This is a genomic window from Ensifer sp. GW821-FHT05G01 (assembly GCF_059419585.1).
The window spans coordinates 157,050-174,582 of the sequence record NZ_JBWKSC010000007.1; the positions used below are offsets into that span (position 1 = coordinate 157,050).

12 protein-coding genes are annotated in these 17,533 nt (G+C 62.7%); 3 read left to right on the plus strand and 9 right to left on the minus strand.

Annotated features, from left to right (window positions below; translation table 11 throughout):
• Positions 1-110: 110 nt before the first annotated feature.
• The 8 genes from AC07UR_RS18420 to AC07UR_RS18455 all read right to left on the minus strand — a co-directional run bounded on the left by AC07UR_RS18420 (position 111) and on the right by AC07UR_RS18455 (position 9,127).
• The gene (locus AC07UR_RS18420; protein WP_209788900.1) at positions 111-896 is read right to left on the minus strand and encodes a MurR/RpiR family transcriptional regulator; all 786 of its coding nucleotides are present in this window, start codon (positions 894-896) and stop codon (positions 111-113) included.
• Positions 897-957: 61 nt separating this feature from the next.
• Positions 958-1,815 (minus strand): inositol monophosphatase family protein, encoded by an 858-nt coding sequence (locus AC07UR_RS18425; RefSeq protein WP_209788903.1) that lies wholly within the window; start codon positions 1,813-1,815, stop codon positions 958-960.
• Positions 1,812-2,918, minus strand: coding sequence for an ABC transporter ATP-binding protein (locus AC07UR_RS18430; RefSeq protein WP_209788906.1), 1,107 nt, complete (start codon positions 2,916-2,918; stop codon positions 1,812-1,814). The genes AC07UR_RS18425 and AC07UR_RS18430 overlap by 4 nt, the downstream gene beginning before the upstream one ends.
• A 4-nt stretch (positions 2,919-2,922) precedes the next feature.
• A complete protein-coding gene (locus tag AC07UR_RS18435) occupies positions 2,923-4,611 on the minus strand; it encodes an ABC transporter permease (RefSeq protein ID WP_209788910.1) in 1,689 nt (562 codons plus the stop codon).
• 20 nt (positions 4,612-4,631) lie between these two features.
• Positions 4,632-5,648, minus strand: a complete 1,017-nt coding sequence (locus tag AC07UR_RS18440; protein ID WP_209788913.1) for an ABC transporter substrate-binding protein — start codon at positions 5,646-5,648, stop codon at positions 4,632-4,634.
• Between the two features lie 241 nt (positions 5,649-5,889).
• Positions 5,890-6,666 carry a sulfite exporter TauE/SafE family protein gene (locus tag AC07UR_RS18445; RefSeq protein ID WP_209788916.1) on the minus strand — a complete coding sequence of 259 codons (777 nt, stop codon included), beginning with the start codon at positions 6,664-6,666 and terminating at the stop codon, positions 5,890-5,892.
• 97 nt (positions 6,667-6,763) lie between these two features.
• Positions 6,764-7,642, minus strand: coding sequence for an MBL fold metallo-hydrolase (locus tag AC07UR_RS18450; RefSeq protein ID WP_209788919.1), 879 nt, complete (start codon positions 7,640-7,642; stop codon positions 6,764-6,766).
• Between the two features lie 3 nt (positions 7,643-7,645).
• Positions 7,646-9,127, minus strand: coding sequence for an aminotransferase class V-fold PLP-dependent enzyme (locus tag AC07UR_RS18455; protein WP_412728340.1), 1,482 nt, complete (start codon positions 9,125-9,127; stop codon positions 7,646-7,648).
• Positions 9,128-9,222: 95 nt separating this feature from the next.
• On the opposite strand from AC07UR_RS18455, the gene AC07UR_RS18460 reads away from it, so the two are divergent.
• Positions 9,223-9,708, plus strand: coding sequence for an Lrp/AsnC family transcriptional regulator (locus AC07UR_RS18460; RefSeq protein WP_412728341.1), 486 nt, complete (start codon positions 9,223-9,225; stop codon positions 9,706-9,708).
• Between the two features lie 60 nt (positions 9,709-9,768).
• Here AC07UR_RS18460 and AC07UR_RS18465 read toward each other — a convergent pair whose 3' ends face one another.
• Positions 9,769-10,677: a LysR family transcriptional regulator gene (locus tag AC07UR_RS18465; protein ID WP_209788925.1), complete on the minus strand. Its 909-nt coding sequence runs from the start codon at positions 10,675-10,677 to the stop codon at positions 9,769-9,771.
• Between the two features lie 110 nt (positions 10,678-10,787).
• Between AC07UR_RS18465 and ilvD the strand changes: the two genes are divergently transcribed.
• Together ilvD and AC07UR_RS18475 are read left to right on the plus strand one after the other, a co-directional pair.
• Positions 10,788-12,461 carry a dihydroxy-acid dehydratase gene (gene ilvD / locus AC07UR_RS18470; protein ID WP_209788928.1) on the plus strand — a complete coding sequence of 558 codons (1,674 nt, stop codon included), beginning with the start codon at positions 10,788-10,790 and terminating at the stop codon, positions 12,459-12,461.
• Positions 12,462-12,856: 395 nt separating this feature from the next.
• Positions 12,857-17,185 (plus strand): cadherin-like beta sandwich domain-containing protein, encoded by a 4,329-nt coding sequence (locus AC07UR_RS18475; protein ID WP_209788931.1) that lies wholly within the window; start codon positions 12,857-12,859, stop codon positions 17,183-17,185.
• The last annotated feature ends 348 nt before the right edge of the window (positions 17,186-17,533 follow it).

Sequence of the window (17,533 nt, forward strand, 5' to 3'; positions counted from 1 at the left end):
GCACCGGACCGGGTTCGATGGGAGTAACAAGTGTGACGGCATTGCGGTTGCCGGCATGTGGCGCCCCGGTGAGCCACTGCAGTGCGCCGCAGGGCCTCACCGGGGACGGTTCAATCGGTCTTGCCGAGTTCCGGTGCCAGCAGTCCAAAGAGAACGTCGAGCATCACATACATCGGCGCGCGGCCGGTCGGAACAATGAGTGGCCCCGCGGATGTGCGGTAGGCATTGAGATTGATGTTCTCGTCGGCAAGCGAGGCGACGATCGAGCCGCCTGGAGAGATGGCGACGATGCGCGCGCCCGACTTTTTGGCGATCTCGATGTTGGAAATCAGATAGCTGGTGCGGCCGGAAAAGGAGAGCACGAACAGCACATCCAAGGGGGACAGGCGTGCCGCCGAGACCATCTGCAAGGTCGGATCGGAATAGGCGACGCTCGCGATCCCGAGGGAGGCCATGCGATGCTGGGCTTCGCCTGCCAGAAAGCCGGATCCGCCGTAGCCATAGACGTCGATCCGGCGGGCGCGCGCCAGAAGGCTGACCGCACGACGCAGGGAATCGAGGTCGAGGTCATGCCGCGTCTCCCGTAACGCTTCCGCCGCCCGATTGAAGATGTCGTCCACCATGCCGGCGAACGGATCGGTTCCGCTCTCGGCGACGGTCGCCGTGGACTGGCGAACGGCGAGCTGCTGGGCAAGTTTCAGGCGGAAATCCGGAAATCCGTCGCAGTCGAGCCTGCGGCAGAAGCGGATGATCGAGGGTTCGCTGACCTTGGCGACGCGCGCAGCATCCGTGATCGACCAGGTGATCGCCGTGCTCGGCGTGTCGAGGATCGCTTCCGCGATCCTGCGCTCGGCGGGCGTGAACTGGGACAGGGATTGCCTGATCAGATCCAGCATGGGGCCCATCGTACCGACATCTCGGATGCTCGTGTCATGAAGCGTCTTTCGCCATTGCGGATTACAACCTGCCGTCTGCCATCAGCTTCGACAGGCAGGACGATTGATAGTCAAAACCGGCCTGCGCGACAACGAGCCTTTTCACGGCGCCAAGCGCCTGCTCGTTTGCCTCAATGCGTTGTCCTTTTGCGTCCTGAGCGATGATCTGCCCGGAGGCGGCCGCGACCAGTTGTACGCCGGCGGCGATGTCCCAGGCGCTGAATTTCGACTCGTAGGAAACGGCCACGCGGCCGACCGCCACATAGGCAAGGTGGAGCGCGCAGGAGCCCAGGCGCCGAACGGCGCGAAACGAGGTGACGAGATCGGCATAGGCCTCGAGCGCCGCCAGATCGGGCCGTTCGCCTTCATAGGGGGCGTTGCTCAGCAGTTCGACATGGCGATCGCTGTTGGCGCGCGCAAAAGGCGAGACGACGTCGCCGTTCAGCATCAGGCGTCCGTCGCTCGCCATGAACAGCTCTTCCCGCATCGGATCGTAGACGATGCCGCAGACCGGCTCGCCGGCATAGTAGGCAGCGATCGAGACGCAGAAGAACGGCAGGCCGGAGGCGAAATTGCTGGTACCGTCGATCGGGTCGATGATCCAGGTCGTCTCGCCCTCACCCTGCCAGCCGCTTTCCTCGCCGAGAATGCGCGACTGCGGCAGTCGCGACCAGATGATGTCGCAGGCGGCCCGTTCCGCCGCCTTGTCGCAGGCGGTCACGATGTCGAAGAAACCCGCCTTCTGCTCGGTCTGCAGCGTCTCCGGGCTCGCCTCGATGAAGCCCTTGCGCGCCACTGCGCCTGCAGCGACCGCGGCTTCCTTGGCAACGCTTGTGATCGTTTCGTAGAGACTGTGGAGGATGGGCTGGTTGATGGTCATGCGGCTTTTCCCATGTCGGCGGCTTCACTGTTCGGCAGGATCCAGACGGGCTGGCTGTCGACGGACAGGCGCAGCATCTGGCCGACTTCAGCCACGCCCGTGCGGTAGTAATTGCTGTCGAGGAAGACGCATTCCTGCCCCTCCAGATCAGTCAGGTATTCGACATAGGCGCCCTGGAACACAACGCGGCGCACCTTTGCCTGCATCGCTCCTTCTGCATCGACACGGATATGCTCCGGCCGAACGACGCAGCGCACCTCTTCGCCCGGTCTGAAGGCACGGCTGCCGCGCGGCAACGTGAAGGCAACCGTGGAGGCGATGCGGATCGACAGGGTGGATTGGTCAACCGCCTCGATACGGCCATTCAGAATGTTTGCCTTGCCCATGAATTCGGCGACGAAGCCGGTGCCGGGACGGGAATAGACGTTGAGCGGCGTGTCGTCCTGTTCGATGACGCCGTTGCGCATCACCACGACACGGTCCGAAATTGCCATGGCCTCGCTCTGGTCGTGGGTAACGTAAAGGCTGGTGATCCCGAGACGAAGCTGGATGGCGCGCAGTTCGTCGCGCATACGCTCGCGGAGCTGTGCGTCGAGGTTGGAGAGCGGTTCGTCGAACAAAAGCACTTTCGGCTGAGTGACGACGGCGCGGGCAAGCGCCACGCGCTGCTGCTGGCCGCCCGACAACCGTGAGGGCGAGCGGTCGGCGTAGGTCTCGAGCGCCATCGTCGCAAGGACGGAGCCGACCCGGTCCTTCATCTCCTGCCGCGGCAGGTTGAGAAGCCGCACGCCGTATTCGACGTTTTCACGCACGGTCATGTGCGGGAAGAGGGCGTAGCTCTGGAAAACCATGCCGACATTGCGGGCATTGACGGGGACATTGGTGACGTCGCGCCCGCCGATTGTGATGGCGCCCTCCGACGGCGTCTCGAAACCGGCAAGCATGCGCAACGTCGTCGTCTTGCCGCAGCCCGAGGGGCCAAGCAAGGTCACCAATGTCCCCTCTTCGATGACGAGGTTGAGCCGATCGACCGCAAGGCCTGCGGCCGCACCGGCCGCTACGGGGAAGCGCTTTGAAATATTGGAGAAAATGACTTTCGACATGGGATTACCTCTTGGGCGATGTCGACGACAGGAGAAGTTGCATGAGCGCCAGGATGGCGAGCACGACGAAGACGAGGATGCTGCAGTAGGCCGCCGCGACCCCGATCTTCAGCGTTTCCACCTGCGACAGGATGGTGACCGTGATCAGCGTCCAGTTGGCCGAAACCAGAAAGATCACTGCGCTGAGCGTCGTCAGAGACCGGGTGAAGGCATAGGATAGCGAGGTGAACAGCGCCGGTTTGAGCAGCGGCAGGGTGATCTGGAAGAAGGTCCGCGTGTTGGAAGCGCCGAGCGTCATCGAGGCCTCCTCGATCGACTTGTCGATCTGGCGAAGCTGGTTCGAGCCTGCTTCGATGCCCACTTGCAGGTTCTTCACCACCATGGCGGCGACCACGATGAAAGCCGTGCCGGTCAGGAGCAGCGGTGGCGCGTTGAAGGTGCTGACATAGCCGATGCCGAGAATGGTGCCGGGCGCGGCGAAAGAGAGCAGCGTGCCCCAGCGCAGAAGAAAACTGCCGGGAAATGCCTTCCTCACCAAGAGATAGGCGATGAGCATGCCCGCAATGGCTGTCACAGGCGTGGCGATCCCCGCCAGCAGCAACGAGTTGGCAAGTGTCTGGAATCCTGATGTGAAGACCGTTGCGTAGTGGTCGAACGTCAGCGTGTTGTCGATGCCCGGCAGCCGCGTGAACGAGACGTAGATGACCGTCAGGTAGAACAGCAGGATCGCAAAGACGATGGCGTAGCAGAGGATCGAAAGCGGCAGCACCACGGCCGCGCCGGAAATGCGGATGGTTTGAGCCGTCGGTTTGCCGGTGACCGTCACGTAGCTTCGCTTGCTGACCCAGTAGCGATGGACAAGAAAGGCGGTGATCGACGGCACCAGCATGAGGCTCGCGAGCAGCGCGCCGGAATGCAGGTCGAAGTAACCGACCATCTGCGAATAGGCTTCGACGGCAAGCGTGTTGAAGTTGCCGCCGATCAGCATCGGGTTGCCGAAATCCTCCACCGATTTGACGAAGACGAGCAGCGCCGAGCTCAGGATCGCCGGCGTGACGAGCGGAAGCGTCACCCGCGAGAAAGTGACCCAGCGCGAGGCGCCGAGCGAGGCGGAAGCATCTTCCAGCGCACTGTCGATCGACTGCAACATGCCGCGGATGTTGAGATAGGCGATCGGCGTGAACGCAAGCGACTGGATCAGGACCAGGCTGTGAAAGCCGTAGACGTTGGCGTTGCGGATGCCGAGCAGCTCGCGGGTTATGAGGCCCGAGCGCCCGAACAGGATCACCACGGCAAGCGCCATGACGAAGGGCGGCGAGATGATCGGCAACAGCGCCACCCCATGCACGAAGGTCTTGCCGGGCATGGTCGTACGCGTTGCCGCAAAGGCGAGAACGAAGCCGATCAAGGTGGCGATCACGGCCGAGGTCGCCCCGAGCAACAGCGTATTGAACAACGATTCCCAGACAAAGGACTTGGACAGGACCTCGGCCAGTGCTGCGAGATCGAAGCCGCGGTCGGTGATGACGGCCTGTTTCAGAACGGTGAAGATCGGCAAGGCGGCAAAGACGAGCACCGAGACCGTGACGACGGCGAAAATGCCGAACAGCCAAGGATCGACGACAATCTTGCGCAGGAAGGCCGGCGATGCCCCCGTCCGCCCGGACGGGGTCGCTTGCGAGACGAGGGTCATGGCGAGGCTCCTTGCCGGCGTTACTTGGCGTCGGCCTTGTGGCGCACGTCGTTTTCGTAGCGCTCCAGCAGGCGCGCGCGATTCTCGCCGGCCCAGCTGAAGTTGTAGTCGATCATCTTCACGTTGGAGAGGTCGATCTTGGCCTCAGGGTTCTTGTAGCCCGGCACGATCGGCCCGCGGAACGTTGCGCCGATGGCAGCCTGGCCCTTCTCGGTGAGCACCCAGTCGAGGAAGCTGGCGGCAGCCTTGGACTGCTCCTCAGGCGCGTTGGCGATGGCCGCAGCCGCATTCACCTCGAAGCCGGTTCCCTCTTCGGGAAAGGCGTAGCCGACCGGATAGCCCTGTGCCAATGCGGCCTCGATGTCCTGCGTATAGGCCATGGCAAGCGCGATCTCATTGTTGGCGACCATGCGCGATGGCGCGACGCCGGAGCGCGTGTACTGAACCACGTTCTCGTCGATCGTCTTCATAAGCTCGAAGGCAGGCTCCTCGCCGAAAAGCTGCACCATCGAGGCGAGAGCCACATAGGCTGTTCCCGACGATGCCGGATGAGCCAGAGCGACGCTCTGCTTGAAGGCCGGATCGGCAAAGGACTTCCAGCTTGTCGGCGGCTTGGCGCCGGTTTCATCGAGAACCGCCTGGCTGTAGGCAAAGACGATTGGCGAGAGGGAGATGGGGGTCCAGCGGCCGTCCTTGTCGGTGTAGCGCTGGTCAACTTTATCGATGCCGGCATTCTTGTGCGGTGCCAGCAGGCCCTCATTGGCGGCCTGGATGAAGTTGTCGGCAGCGCCTGCAAGCCAAAGCCCGGCCTGCGGATTGCTCTTTTCCGCCCGAATGCGGGCGAGGATCTCGCCGGCGCCGATGCGCACGAACTGCGCTTCGATGCCGGTATCGTCCTTGAACGCCTTCAGGACGGAGGCGCAATCGTCTTCCGACATCGGGCAATAGACGGTCATTCCGGCGGCTTGCGCACTGCCGGACGAGAAAACTGAGCATAGGGCAACAAGCGCTGAAGCCAGCGCGAAACGGCGTGACATATCGATTTCCTCCGAACGATCGCATCGGCCTCATCCGAGAGCCCTTCTTGGGCCCTCATGGTCTCACTCGCCGTGCGTGATCATCGTCATAATGAAGAAAGCTACATATGTCAAAAGAAATGTAGGTTAGCTACATTTGTCACCGGGCGACGAAGACACGTCACAGATACTGTTCTCGGTGGGGCATCGTTCTGTGGCGCCAGAGTGTCGCCGAAACGCTTTCCGGCAAGCGCCTGCGATCCTATCGCAAGGCATAAAGCGCCAGACCGATTGCGACGGCGAAAGTGAGTGCCGCAAACAGCAGGTTCAACGTGGATTGATACTTGCTGAAGCCATGGGCGGCGCGGCAACCCGTGAGCGCGCCAAGCGCTCCGCCGCCGATGAATGAAAAAGCGAGCGGCCAGTCGACGAGGCCGGAGAATGTGTAGCTCGCCCCGGTGGTCAGGCCGAATGCGGAAATGGCCACCAGCGATGTGGCGATTGCGTTAATCGTCGGCATGCCTGTGGAAACCATCAGGCCCGGCACGATCAGGAAGCCGCCACCGATCCCGAAGAAGCCGGAGACAATGCCGGTTCCGGCTCCAAACGAGAGCACCTTCGGTGCGTTTCTGGGCGTGCAGCTCGACGCCGGATCACCGACCAGGTGTCGCCGCCTCAACATCGTCACGCTGACGACGGCCATGAGCGCCGCAAACAGCAGCAAGAGCCTTTGTCCATCCAGTGCCTTGCCGAGCGTGGCGCCGATCCACGCACCGCCGATGCCGGTGATGCAATAAAGGCTAGCACAGCGCCATTTGACCGTGCCGTGTCGCGCATGCATCGCCAATCCCGACAGCGCGTTCGCCGCAACCGCGACGGCGCTGGTCCCGATTGCCACATGCACGTTGCTGACGCCGACGACCTGAACGAGCAGGGGGACGGCCAGAATCGAGCCACCGCCGCCAAACAATCCCAGGCTGAAACCAACGAGACCGCCGCACAATGCTGCCAACACGAACTGGACAACGTCTAGCGTCATGGTCGACAGCTCCGTCGAGGGTGAGCCGACGGCACCAGCGATGCACCCGGGCCGGTGGAAAGCCCTGGTGCCGAGCATTGTCTTGAAGGCAATGGCTTCAGGACCATGCCGCCCCTCGCAGCGCATCGATCGGGAATTTCAGGTAGCGCCGGCCGTTCTCCTCCGGCTCCCGGAGCCGGCCGCCGTTGATGTTGACCTGCAGGGCGTGGAGGATGAGCTTGGGCATCGGCAGCGTTCGATCCCGTCCCTCGCGGAACGCGACGAACTCGCTTTCGCAGGCATAGCGCGTCAGATGGATGTTGTCCGTCTTCTGCTGGGCGACGGTGCTTTCCCAGCGCGGTTCCCGGCCACCAGGCTGATAGTCATGACCGACGAAGATGCGGGTGTCGTCAGGCAGAGCCATGATATCGCGGATGCTCGTCCAAAGCGCGTTGGCGCTGCCGCCGGGGAAGTCGGTGCGCGCAGTTCCGCTGTCCGGCATGAACACCGTGTCGTGCACGAAGGCCGCGTCACCGACGCGATAGGTGATCGACGCCAGCGTATGCCCCGGCGAGAACATCACTCCGGCCTCGAGAGTGCCGATCCGGAACGTGTCGCCGCGATCAAACAGCCGGTCCCATTGCGATCCATCCGTTTTCAGGCCTGGCCAGTTGTAAATGTCGGCCCAGAGTTTCTGCACATCGACGATATGCGCGCCGATGGCCGTGGGGGCGCCGGTCTTGGCCTTCAGATAGGCGGCGGCCGAAAAGTGGTCGGCATGCGGATGGGTATCCAGGATCCACTGGACGTCGAGGTTTTGCGCTCGGACAAAGTCGAGCAGCCGGTCGGCGTTTGCCGTCGCTACCGCGCCGGACTTCTCGTCGAAGTCGAGCACCGGATCGATGATTGCGCAGGCCCGCGTTTTCGGATCGCTGACCACATATTGCACGGACCAGGTTCGCGGATCGAAGAAAGCCGCAATGTCGGGCCTCGTCATCGCTCACGCCCCCAGTGCAAGTGCGGCGCGCGGGAAGAAAATGGCGCGCGACGGATCGAAATCATAATGTTGCTCGTAGCTGGCCGCGTCGGCCGCAAGCTGGCCGACGGCCTCGAGGATGAACGCCACTTCCTCGTCCGAAAGCAGGACGCTGAAGTTCAGCCGGACAAAACCCGGCTTCAGCATTTCCTGTCCTGAAAGAATGGCCTCGCGCAGGCGCTGCGACTGGCCATCGTCAATTCCCAGGAGCCGGTGCACATAGGGTCCGGCGCAGGCGCAGCCGCCGCGTGCCTGGATGCCGAAGCGGTCGCTGAGCATGCGGGTTACCAGTTGCTGGTGAACATGGCCGCCCTTGCCGTCCCTGACGCGGAAGGAAAAGATTGGCAACCGCTCCGGCCCGAGAGGACCAAGCAGTTCCAGTCGCTCGTTGCCGCGCCATGCGGCGATTGCGCGGCGGGTCAAGTCCGCGTTTCTGGCCTGCATTGCCGCAGCCCCGATCGCTTCCTTGACGAGGAAGGCGAGTGCCGCGCGGATATCGCCGACGACGTTCGGGGTGCCGGCTTCCTCGCGCGCCTCGAGGCTTTGGCTGTAGTCATGGCCGGTCGGCGAAACGAACTTCACCGTGCCGCCGCCGGGCCAGGATGGTTTTGCCGTGACAGCCGCGTCGCGTCGCAGGATCAGGACACCCGACGTGCCCGGCCCGCCGATGAACTTGTGCGGCGAGACGACCACCGCGTCGATCCTGGCGTCGTCGTCGGGCGACATGTCGATCGGCAGGTAGGGGCCGGCGCCGGCATAGTCCCACACCATCTTTGCGCCCGCGGCCTTGGCGATCCGGGTGACGGCTGCAACGTCGGTGACGATGCCCGTGACATTGGAGGCGGCGGAGAAGGCGCAAATCGTGAGATCGGCCGGCTGTTGCAACGCGTCGCCGAGCGCGCTGAGATCCGGCCCACCCGCTGGACATTCGGCAATCTCGACCACTTCGGCGCCGCTTTCACGCCAGGGCAGGATGTTGGAATGATGTTCATAGGGTCCGATCAGGATGCGAACACGCCGCCCAGTGGCGACCGCCTCGGTGACCCCCAACAGGTTCACGAGCCGATTGATGCCGGCGGTGGCGCCGGAGCCGGCGAAAATCACGGCATGCTCGGGTCCGGCTCCGCAGCAACCGGCGATCACCGCGCGCGCGTCGCGACGCAGCCGGGTCATGAAGCCGCCGCAGTAGGACGCTTCGGTGTGGCTGTTGGCGTAGTAGGGCAGTACCTGCTCGAGAATGAATTGCTCGATCTGCATCAATGCCCGGCCAGAGGCGACATAGTCGGCATAGACGAGGTTCTTGACGCCGAAGGGACCCTCGATTTTGGCAGTCTTGCCGACCAGCCCCGCCCGCAGCGCCGAGATTGTATCGTCGCCGGCAAGGCTTTCCCGAAACGCATCGAGCGGGCCGCTCATGCGTGGCTGGCGTGGGCACGGCATCGTCATCGTTTCCTCCCGGGTCGGACAGACGATAAGTCTAATCGATCGGTTGCATGCAAACCTCATCATTCTTATGCTGGAACGAGTCGAATTCGGGTCATATGATCGGTAAAATGGAAAAGATTGACGATATTGATATGCGGATTCTGTCCTGTCTGCAAAAGGACGGCACGATCTCGCAGCGTGATTTGGCCGACCGAGTCGGCCTTTCGCAGAACGCGTGCTGGCGGCGCCTGCAGCGACTGAACGCCAGCGGACTTGTGCTTGGCACTCACGCAGCGATCGACGTTGCAGCGCTCGGCTTCGACCTCACGGTGTTCGTGATGATCCGCACCCGCCACCATTCCAAGGAATGGGCCGACAGTTTCCGCACGCATGTCGAGCGGCTGCCCGAGGTAACGGACCTCTACCGGATCGGCGGCGACTGGGATTATCTGATCAAGGTGGTGACACGCGGAATGGCCGGCTATGACGCCTTCTATCAGAAACTCATCACCGATTTCGACCTGATGACTGTCACCGGCTTCTTCTCGATGGAAACCATCATCAGCAATCGCATGCCGGACCTGCGCGGTCTCGTGCGGTAGCGTTCCGCGACATTCCAGAGAAGCCGTTGCGCTTCAGTCCGATCGGCAGAAGCCGCATTCTCAATCGCTATCGGCCGCCACCGCCGCGGCAAGGAACGTGTCGAGAGCCGGATTCTGGTCGGCACTGCGCCAGGCAAGGCCGGTCTCGACCTCCGGCACGCGGCCGGCCAGAGGCAAATAGGTTGCGCCGCGCCGCTGAAGATTGGTCATGGTTTGGGGGACCAGAGCGACACCAAGCCCGGATGCGACCAGACCGACGATCGTCTGCATCTGGATGGCTTCCTGGTGGGTCGAGAATGCCATTCCGTGCTCGGCGAAGTATCCCGAGACGATGTCATGAAAGGCCGGTGCCGCCCGCCGCGGGAAGACGATAAAGGGTGCCTTGAAGAAATCGGCCGGCTCCAGACTGCTTGCGGCAAAGCCCTTTCGTCCCTGCTCGATCCAGGCCGTTGGCACCGCGGCGACCAGCGGTTCGCGCAAGAGCGGCCGGTAGGTAAGGGTCGGATGGAGGGACGCCCGGCTGGGCGCGATGATCAGGCCGACATCGATCTCCTCGTCGAGCAACGCCTCTATCTGGATATCGCTGGTCGCTTCGCGCATCGTCAATTCCACGTGCGGATAGGCCGCGCGATAGCGGCTGACCATGTCGGGCAGCACGCTGTAGTCGGCCGTGCTGACGAAGGACAGACGCAGAACCCCGATCTCGCCGCGCGACAGCCTTCTTGCGGTGCCGGCAAGACTGTTCGCGCCGTCCAGTACCTGGCGGACGTGGGCCAGCCATTGCCTGCCGACAGATGTCAGCTCCACGCTCCGCTTGGTGCGCTTGAAGAGCTGCACGTTCAGTTCCTTCTCCAAGGCCTGGATCGATTGGCTGAGCGGCGGCTGGGTCATGTTGAGGCGAGAGGCCGCACGGCCGAAATGCAGCTCTTCAGCGACGGCGACGAACTGGCGAAGCTGTCTCAAATCCATGATGTGATCCGATTGATATGTTCTGCGACTTATTCTGGCGTGAAAAGTATATTTCACAAGCTTCATGAACGCCAGTAAACTCCACCTCGAACCAAATGAGGGAGCATGCCATGGCCTACAACGACCGATCGAAACACATCACGCAAGGCGTCGCACGGTCCCCCAACCGGGCGATGTATTATGCGCTGGGCTACAAGAAGGCCGACTTTTCCAAGCCGATGATCGGCATTGCCAACGGTCATTCGACGATCACGCCCTGCAATGCCGGGCTGCAACCGCTGGCCGACGCCGCGGTGGCTGCCATCAAGGCTGCGGGCGCCAATCCGCAGGTCTTTGGAACGCCGACGATCTCCGACGGCATGTCGATGGGCACCGAAGGGATGAAATATTCGCTTGTGTCGCGCGAAGTCATTGCCGACTGCGTCGAAACTTCGGTGCAGGGTCAGTGGATGGATGGCGTGCTTGTGCTCGGCGGCTGCGACAAGAACATGCCGGGCGGCATGATCGGGATCCTTCGGGCCAATGCTCCGGCGATCTACGTGTACGGCGGCACTATCAAGCCTGGTCACTGGAAGGGGCAAAGCCTTTCCGTCGTCTCCGCCTTCGAAGCCGTCGGCGCCTTCATGGCCGGCAAGATGAGCGAAGAGGATTTCGAGGGCATCGAACGCAATGCCTGTCCGTCGACCGGCTCCTGCGGCGGCATGTACACCGCCAATACCATGAGTTCGTCCTTCGAGGCGCTCGGAATGTCGCTGCTCTATTCCTCCAACATGGCCAACCCCGATCAGGAGAAGTTGGACAGCGCCGCTCAATCGGCCCATGTCCTGGTCGAAGCGGTCAAGAAGGGCATCAAGCCCCGGGACATCGTGACACGCAAGTCGATCGAAAATGCCGTCGCCCTGATCATGGCGACGGGTGGATCGACCAATGCGGTGCTGCACTACCTTGCCATCGCCCATGCGGCGGAGGTCGAGTGGACGCTCGACGACTTCGAGCGCGTTCGCCTCAACGTTCCGGTCCTTTGCGACCTCAAGCCGTCTGGCCGGTACATGGCCATCGATCTGCATCGGGCAGGCGGCGTGCCGCAGGTGTTGAAGATCCTTCTGAATGCGGGTCGTCTGCATGGCGACTGTCTGACGATCACGGGCAGGACGATCGGTGAAGAGCTTGCGGCCGTTCCGGACCAGCCACGGTCGGACCAGGAGGTTATCCGGCCTTACGAAAGACCGATCTACCGCGAGGGCCACCTGGCGGTGCTGAAGGGAAACCTGGCCGAAGGCGGTGCCGTTGCCAAGATCAGCGGCTTGAAGAGCCCTGTCATGAGCGGGCCAGCGCGGGTCTTCGAGGACGAACAATCGGCGATGGACGCCATCCTGTCGGACCGCATCAGGCCGGGCGACATCCTCGTGCTTCGCTACCTCGGGCCGAAAGGCGGACCCGGAATGCCCGAAATGCTCGCGCCGACCTCGGCCATTATCGGCAGGGGGCTCGGCGACAGCGTCGGGCTCATCACCGACGGCCGCTTTTCGGGCGGCACCTGGGGCATGGTCGTCGGCCATGTCACACCGGAAGCTTTTGAGGGCGGTACGATCGCACTGGTGGAAGAGGGCGACCGCATCGTCATCGACGCCCATCTACAACTGCTGCAACTCGATGTCGACCCGGAAGAACTGGCACGGCGACGCGCCCTGTGGCGGCAGCCGGAACCCCGCTACAAACGCGGCGTACTGGCAAAGTTTGCAGCCCTGGCCCGACCGGCCAACGAGGGGGCGGTGACCGGGTGAAGCTACCGCAAACCGCCGCAATCCGACGCCGGGTTTGCGCAGGCTCAATGCTGTTGTCTCCACTGTGTGAAGCGGCATGGGTCATTTAGGCCGATGCTCCCAGGCAAGACCTTTGGCCGCTTTGCCGCCAGCTCCAAGCACCAGGCATTTTTTGCCCAGCCGACGGCGCGCGGGGCAGCAGTCCCTATTCGTTAAAAGGCGGTTAACGATAGGAAAATGCGACTTTACGTATATTTGAAATCGGGGTTGGCCCGCTCCTGCCCAATTGCTAGTTGTGCGCCGGGGAGCCCGCTGGTGATTCATGCGGGAGGGGTTAGATCTTGTCGCGTTTCGTTTCTGTTTTGTGGGCGTTGTTTGCTCTGTTTGTCGTAGCGTTAGGCGCGCCACACGTCGCGATGGCGGCTCCATCGGCGGGTTGCACGGCGATCAATTCCACCTGGGGTGCGGGGCAGACGTTCTCAAACAGTATCGAATTGTGGGATGAAGGGCTGGTGATGAACGTCGGCGAAGTGATTTCGTATCACGCGACGACTTCCGGCAGTTTGAATCTGCCAAGTAGCCCTTATAGCGGCGCGGGGTTTGCGCTCTATACGGAATATACCGACAATGATTACGGAATAATCGTAGAGGAACATGCCACGTCAGGCGCCGAGCTTGATCTGACCGGCACCTATACCGTGACTAAGACCGGCAATCACATCGTCTATGCCTGGAGCAATATCAGCAGCGGCACGGTGGTTGCCACGGTCAGCTGCTTTTCACCGCCCTCGACGGATGCGACCTTGCAAAGCCTCGCGCTGAGCAGCGGCGCGCTGAACCCGGCTTTTACGTCGGGCGAGATGACCTATACGGCCTCTGTTCCCAATACGACGGCGTCGGTGAAAGTGACACCCAAGGTCACGGACGCCAGGGCGACGATCACGGTCAACGGTGTGACGGTTACGTCAGGGGACGCCTCCGACTCGATCCCGCTGGACGTCGGCAAGAACACACTGACGACGGTGGTGACGGCCGAAGACGGCACGACGACGAAGACCTACACGGTGGAGGTGACGCGTGCGCGCTCGGCGAATGCCGACTTGTCAGCGCTGAGCTTAAGCGCAGGCACGCTGTCCCCGTCGTTTGCCTCTGACACGACCGCCTATACGGCCTCGGTGCCGAATGCGACGACGTCACTGACTCTGACCCCGACGAACAGCGATGCGAATGCCACGGTCACAGTCAACGGCACGTCGGTTACATCAGGAGCCCCTTCCGGATTGATCGCGCTTGCCGTGGGCGACAATGTCGTAACGACCGTCGTCACCGCCCACGATGGCACGACCAAGGCCTATACCGTGACGGTGACCCGGGCGGCCTCTTCCAATTCCGACCTGTCCGACCTGAGCACGAGCGCCGGTACGCTCTCTCCCGCCTTCGCTTCCGCGACGACCGCCTACACCTCCTCGGTCGGCAATGCGACGGCATCGTTGACGGTGACGCCCACGGTCAGCGACACGACGGCAACGGTTACCGTCAACGGCGCCGTGGTCGCTTCCGGTTCGGCCTCCGGGCCAATCACGCTTGCAGTTGGCAACAACGTCGTGACGACTGTGGTCACCGCTCAGGATGGCACGACGAAGACCTACACGGTCACAATCGCGCGCGCGGCGTCAGCGAATGCGGATCTGTCGAGCCTCAGGCTAAGCGCTGGTACGCTCTCTCCTGCCTTTGCTTCCGGCACGACGACCTACACGTCCTCGGTGCCCAATGCGACGACGTCGCTGACGCTGACACCGGGGGCAAGCGACACGACGGCGTCGATCACGGTCAATGGCGTGGCTGTCGCTTCGGGCGCTGCCTCGGGCCCGATCGCGCTTGCCGTCGGCGACAATGTCGTGACGACGGTCGTTACCGCGCAGGATGGTACGACAGTGAACACCTACACGGTGACCGTGACCCGTGCCGCATCGTCGAATGCCGACCTGTCCGGCCTTTCGCTGTCTGCAGGCACGCTGTCGCCGGCGTTTACTTCCGGCACGACCAGCTATACGGCTTCCGTTTTGAATACGACAACGTCGCTGACGGTCACGCCAACGGTCAGCGATACGACCGCAACGATCACGGTCAACGGCGTGACGGTACCGTCAGGCGCCGCCTCCGGTTCGGTCACGCTTGCGGTCGGACCGAATGCCCTGACGACCGTCGTGACGGCAGAGGACGGCACGACGAACACCTACACGGTGACAGTGACGCGCGCGCCGTCGACCAATGCAGCCCTGTCCAGCCTGTCGCTCAGCAGCGGTACGCTGTCTCCGGCGTTTGCGACGGGCACATTGGCCTACACGGCCTCTGTGCCCAATGCCGCTGCCTCCTTGACGCTGACGCCGGTCGCAAGCGATCCGACGGCGTCCGTCACCGTCAACGGGGTTTCCGTGGCGTCGGGTGCGGCATCGGCCTCCATCACGCTTTCAGTCGGCAGCAATGTCATCACGACGGTGGTGACGGCTCAGGATGGCACGACGCAGACGAGCTATACGCTGACGGTCACCCGCGCAGCTTCGACGAACTCCGAGCTGTCGGGCTTGAGCCTGAGCAACGGCACGCTGTCGCCGGCTTTCGCATCCGGCACGACGTCCTACACGGCTTCGGTTTCCAACTCCACGACGTCGCTGGCGGTGACGCCGCAGACAAGCGACGCAACGGCAACGGTAACGGTCAACGGCGTGGCCGTCGCTTCGGGTGCCGCTTCCGGAGCGATCGCGCTTTCGGTCGGTTCCAACACGGTGACGACGGTGGTCACCGCTGAGGATGGCACGACGCAGACGAGCTACACGGTTATCGTGAGCCGTGCCCTTTCGGCTTCGAGCGATGCCAGCCTCTCGGGCCTGTCGTTGAGCAGCGGCTCGCTGTCGCCGGCGTTTTCGGCGGGCTCTACGTCCTACACCGCTTCGGTTTCCAATGCGACGACGTCGCTGACGGTGACACCTGTCGTCAGCGATGCGGTGGCGACAGTCACCGTCAACGGGGTGGCGGTCGCGTCTGGTGCGGCCTCCGGTCCGATTTCGCTCGCCGTCGGTTCGAACACGGTGACCACGGCCGTGACGGCTGAGGATGGCTCCGTGAACACCTATACGATCATGGTCACCCGGGCAGCACCTGCCGCCACATTCACATTCACGCCGGCGGCGGGGGCCCTTCCACAGGCCATGGCCGGTGAAAAATATGCCCAGCCGATATCGGCGACCGGCGGCAACGGCGCACTGCTGTATGCCGTCAGTGGCGGCACCCTGCCCAAGGGCATGGTCCTCAACGTTTCGACAGGCGAATTGACCGGGCCGCTCAGCGAAGATGCCGAAGTCACGGACTACAGCTTCACGCTTTCCGTCACCGATGCCGCCGGCAGCTCTGCGAGCGCCGCCTATACGCTGAAGGTCGTAGCTCGCGAGGTCAGTGCCCCCGACCAGACCGTCAACGTTCCCGCTGGCTCATCACCACCAAACGTCTATCTGAACGGCGGGGCGACGGGCGGACCGTTCAGCGATGCCCAGGTCCTGACCGTGACGCCGACCAACGCCGGCAAGGCGGAGATCATCGAGGGTGAGCTCGCCCAGGTCGGTGCATTCGCGCCCGTCGGCTATTACCTCAAGTTTACGCCGGACCCCGCTTTTTCGGGCCAGGTCAAGATCGCGTACCAGCTGACGGCCGCCGCCGGCGCCTCCAATGTCGGCGTGATCACTTACAATTTAAGTTTCGATGCGGATGCTGTCGTCGGCGAGATCGATAGCCTCGTGCGCGGCTTTGTTCAGGCCCGGCAGAATCTGCTGGCGTCGAGCATCCAGGTGCCTGGGTTGCTCGATCGGCGCCGGATGCTGAGCGCAACCGATCCGGTGACAATGCGCGTGTCGCCTTCGAGGGATGGGGTCGGCATGAGTTTTGCCACCAGCCTGGCGCAGCTCGAAGCGGCGAGAAATGCGGCAGATGGCATCGAGGGCGGCGAAGTCTCGCCGCTGAACGTCTGGCTCGATGCCACGATGATGCTCCACAACCGCGAACAGAATGACGATCGCTGGGGCGGCTTCGGCTTGTTTTCGGCGGGCGTGGATTATCTCCTCAACGAAAAGGCGTTGATCGGCTTCTCGTTCCATATCGATCATATGACCGATCCGACGAAGGACGACGCCGAGATCCGCGGTACCGGTTGGCTCGCCGGCCCATATACCTCGCTCGAGCTCATGCAGGGCATCTTCTTCAATACCAGCCTTCTCTATGGCGGCTCCGACAACGACATCGACACGGCCTTCTTCGATGGCTCTTTCGATAGCACTCGCTGGATGTGGGACAGCTCCATTACCGGCCAATGGGACGTGGATGAGGATACGATCCTCACGCCCAAGCTGCGCGCCGTCTATCTCAATGAGGACGTCGATGACTACGGTGTCCGGAATGACGCCGGCGGCGAGCTTGGTCTGGAGGGGTTTGCCCTCGAACAGTTCCGGGTGAGCCTTGGGGCGGAGATCGAGCGACAGTTTACGATGGAGAACGACGTGACGCTCAAGCCGCGGGTCGGTGCCGCTGCCGGCTATTCCGGTCTCGATGGCAGCGGCATGTTCGGCTCGGTGCTGGCGGGCGTGTCGCTGCAGGCAAACGAGGCCTGGGTCATCGACGCAATGCTGCGCGCCACCGTCGAAGGGGATGGCGAAGCCTATGTCAGCGCCCGCGTCGGGGTCGGTGGTCGGTTCTAGAGCGCCGAGCGTTCAGAAGAGCGCACCAAGGAGCTCCTGCATAGCCCGTCACCGCGGGGTTTGATCGGTCGATTTTTTTCAGCCGCTGTCGTCAAGGCAGCGGCTGTTTGATTGATAGAGGGTATGGAGGAATGTTCGGCGATTCCGAAATCCGGCGCTCCTCGATCGCCCATCGTCAAGGTGCGTGCGGCGACTGTTCAATCGCGCATTGATCAACTGGATCTGCTTGCGCCCAACGCGTGCAACGCCGTTCGAAAGAGGCCTTCATACCCTCAATTTGCACTGGACACACAGCTTTAACTTGACTAGCAAACTCATGAAATTGCCACAGGGTCGTCGGCGCTCGGG

Coding starts and splice junctions, on each gene's coding strand:
- AC07UR_RS18440 (WP_209788913.1), bottom strand. CDS start 5,648: ATGTCACGCCGTTTCGCGCTGGCTTCAGCGCTTGTTGCCCTATGCTCA.
- AC07UR_RS18475 (WP_209788931.1), top strand. CDS start 12,857: ATGGCGGCTCCATCGGCGGGTTGCACGGCGATCAATTCCACCTGGGGT.
- AC07UR_RS18430 (WP_209788906.1), bottom strand. CDS start 2,918: ATGTCGAAAGTCATTTTCTCCAATATTTCAAAGCGCTTCCCCGTAGCG.
- AC07UR_RS18455 (WP_412728340.1), bottom strand. CDS start 9,127: ATGACGATGCCGTGCCCACGCCAGCCACGCATGAGCGGCCCGCTCGAT.
- AC07UR_RS18450 (WP_209788919.1), bottom strand. CDS start 7,642: ATGACGAGGCCCGACATTGCGGCTTTCTTCGATCCGCGAACCTGGTCC.
- AC07UR_RS18435 (WP_209788910.1), bottom strand. CDS start 4,611: ATGACCCTCGTCTCGCAAGCGACCCCGTCCGGGCGGACGGGGGCATCG.
- AC07UR_RS18465 (WP_209788925.1), bottom strand. CDS start 10,677: ATGGATTTGAGACAGCTTCGCCAGTTCGTCGCCGTCGCTGAAGAGCTG.
- ilvD (WP_209788928.1), top strand. CDS start 10,788: ATGGCCTACAACGACCGATCGAAACACATCACGCAAGGCGTCGCACGG.
- AC07UR_RS18420 (WP_209788900.1), bottom strand. CDS start 896: ATGCTGGATCTGATCAGGCAATCCCTGTCCCAGTTCACGCCCGCCGAG.
- AC07UR_RS18445 (WP_209788916.1), bottom strand. CDS start 6,666: ATGACGCTAGACGTTGTCCAGTTCGTGTTGGCAGCATTGTGCGGCGGT.
- AC07UR_RS18425 (WP_209788903.1), bottom strand. CDS start 1,815: ATGACCATCAACCAGCCCATCCTCCACAGTCTCTACGAAACGATCACA.
- AC07UR_RS18460 (WP_412728341.1), top strand. CDS start 9,223: ATGATCGGTAAAATGGAAAAGATTGACGATATTGATATGCGGATTCTG.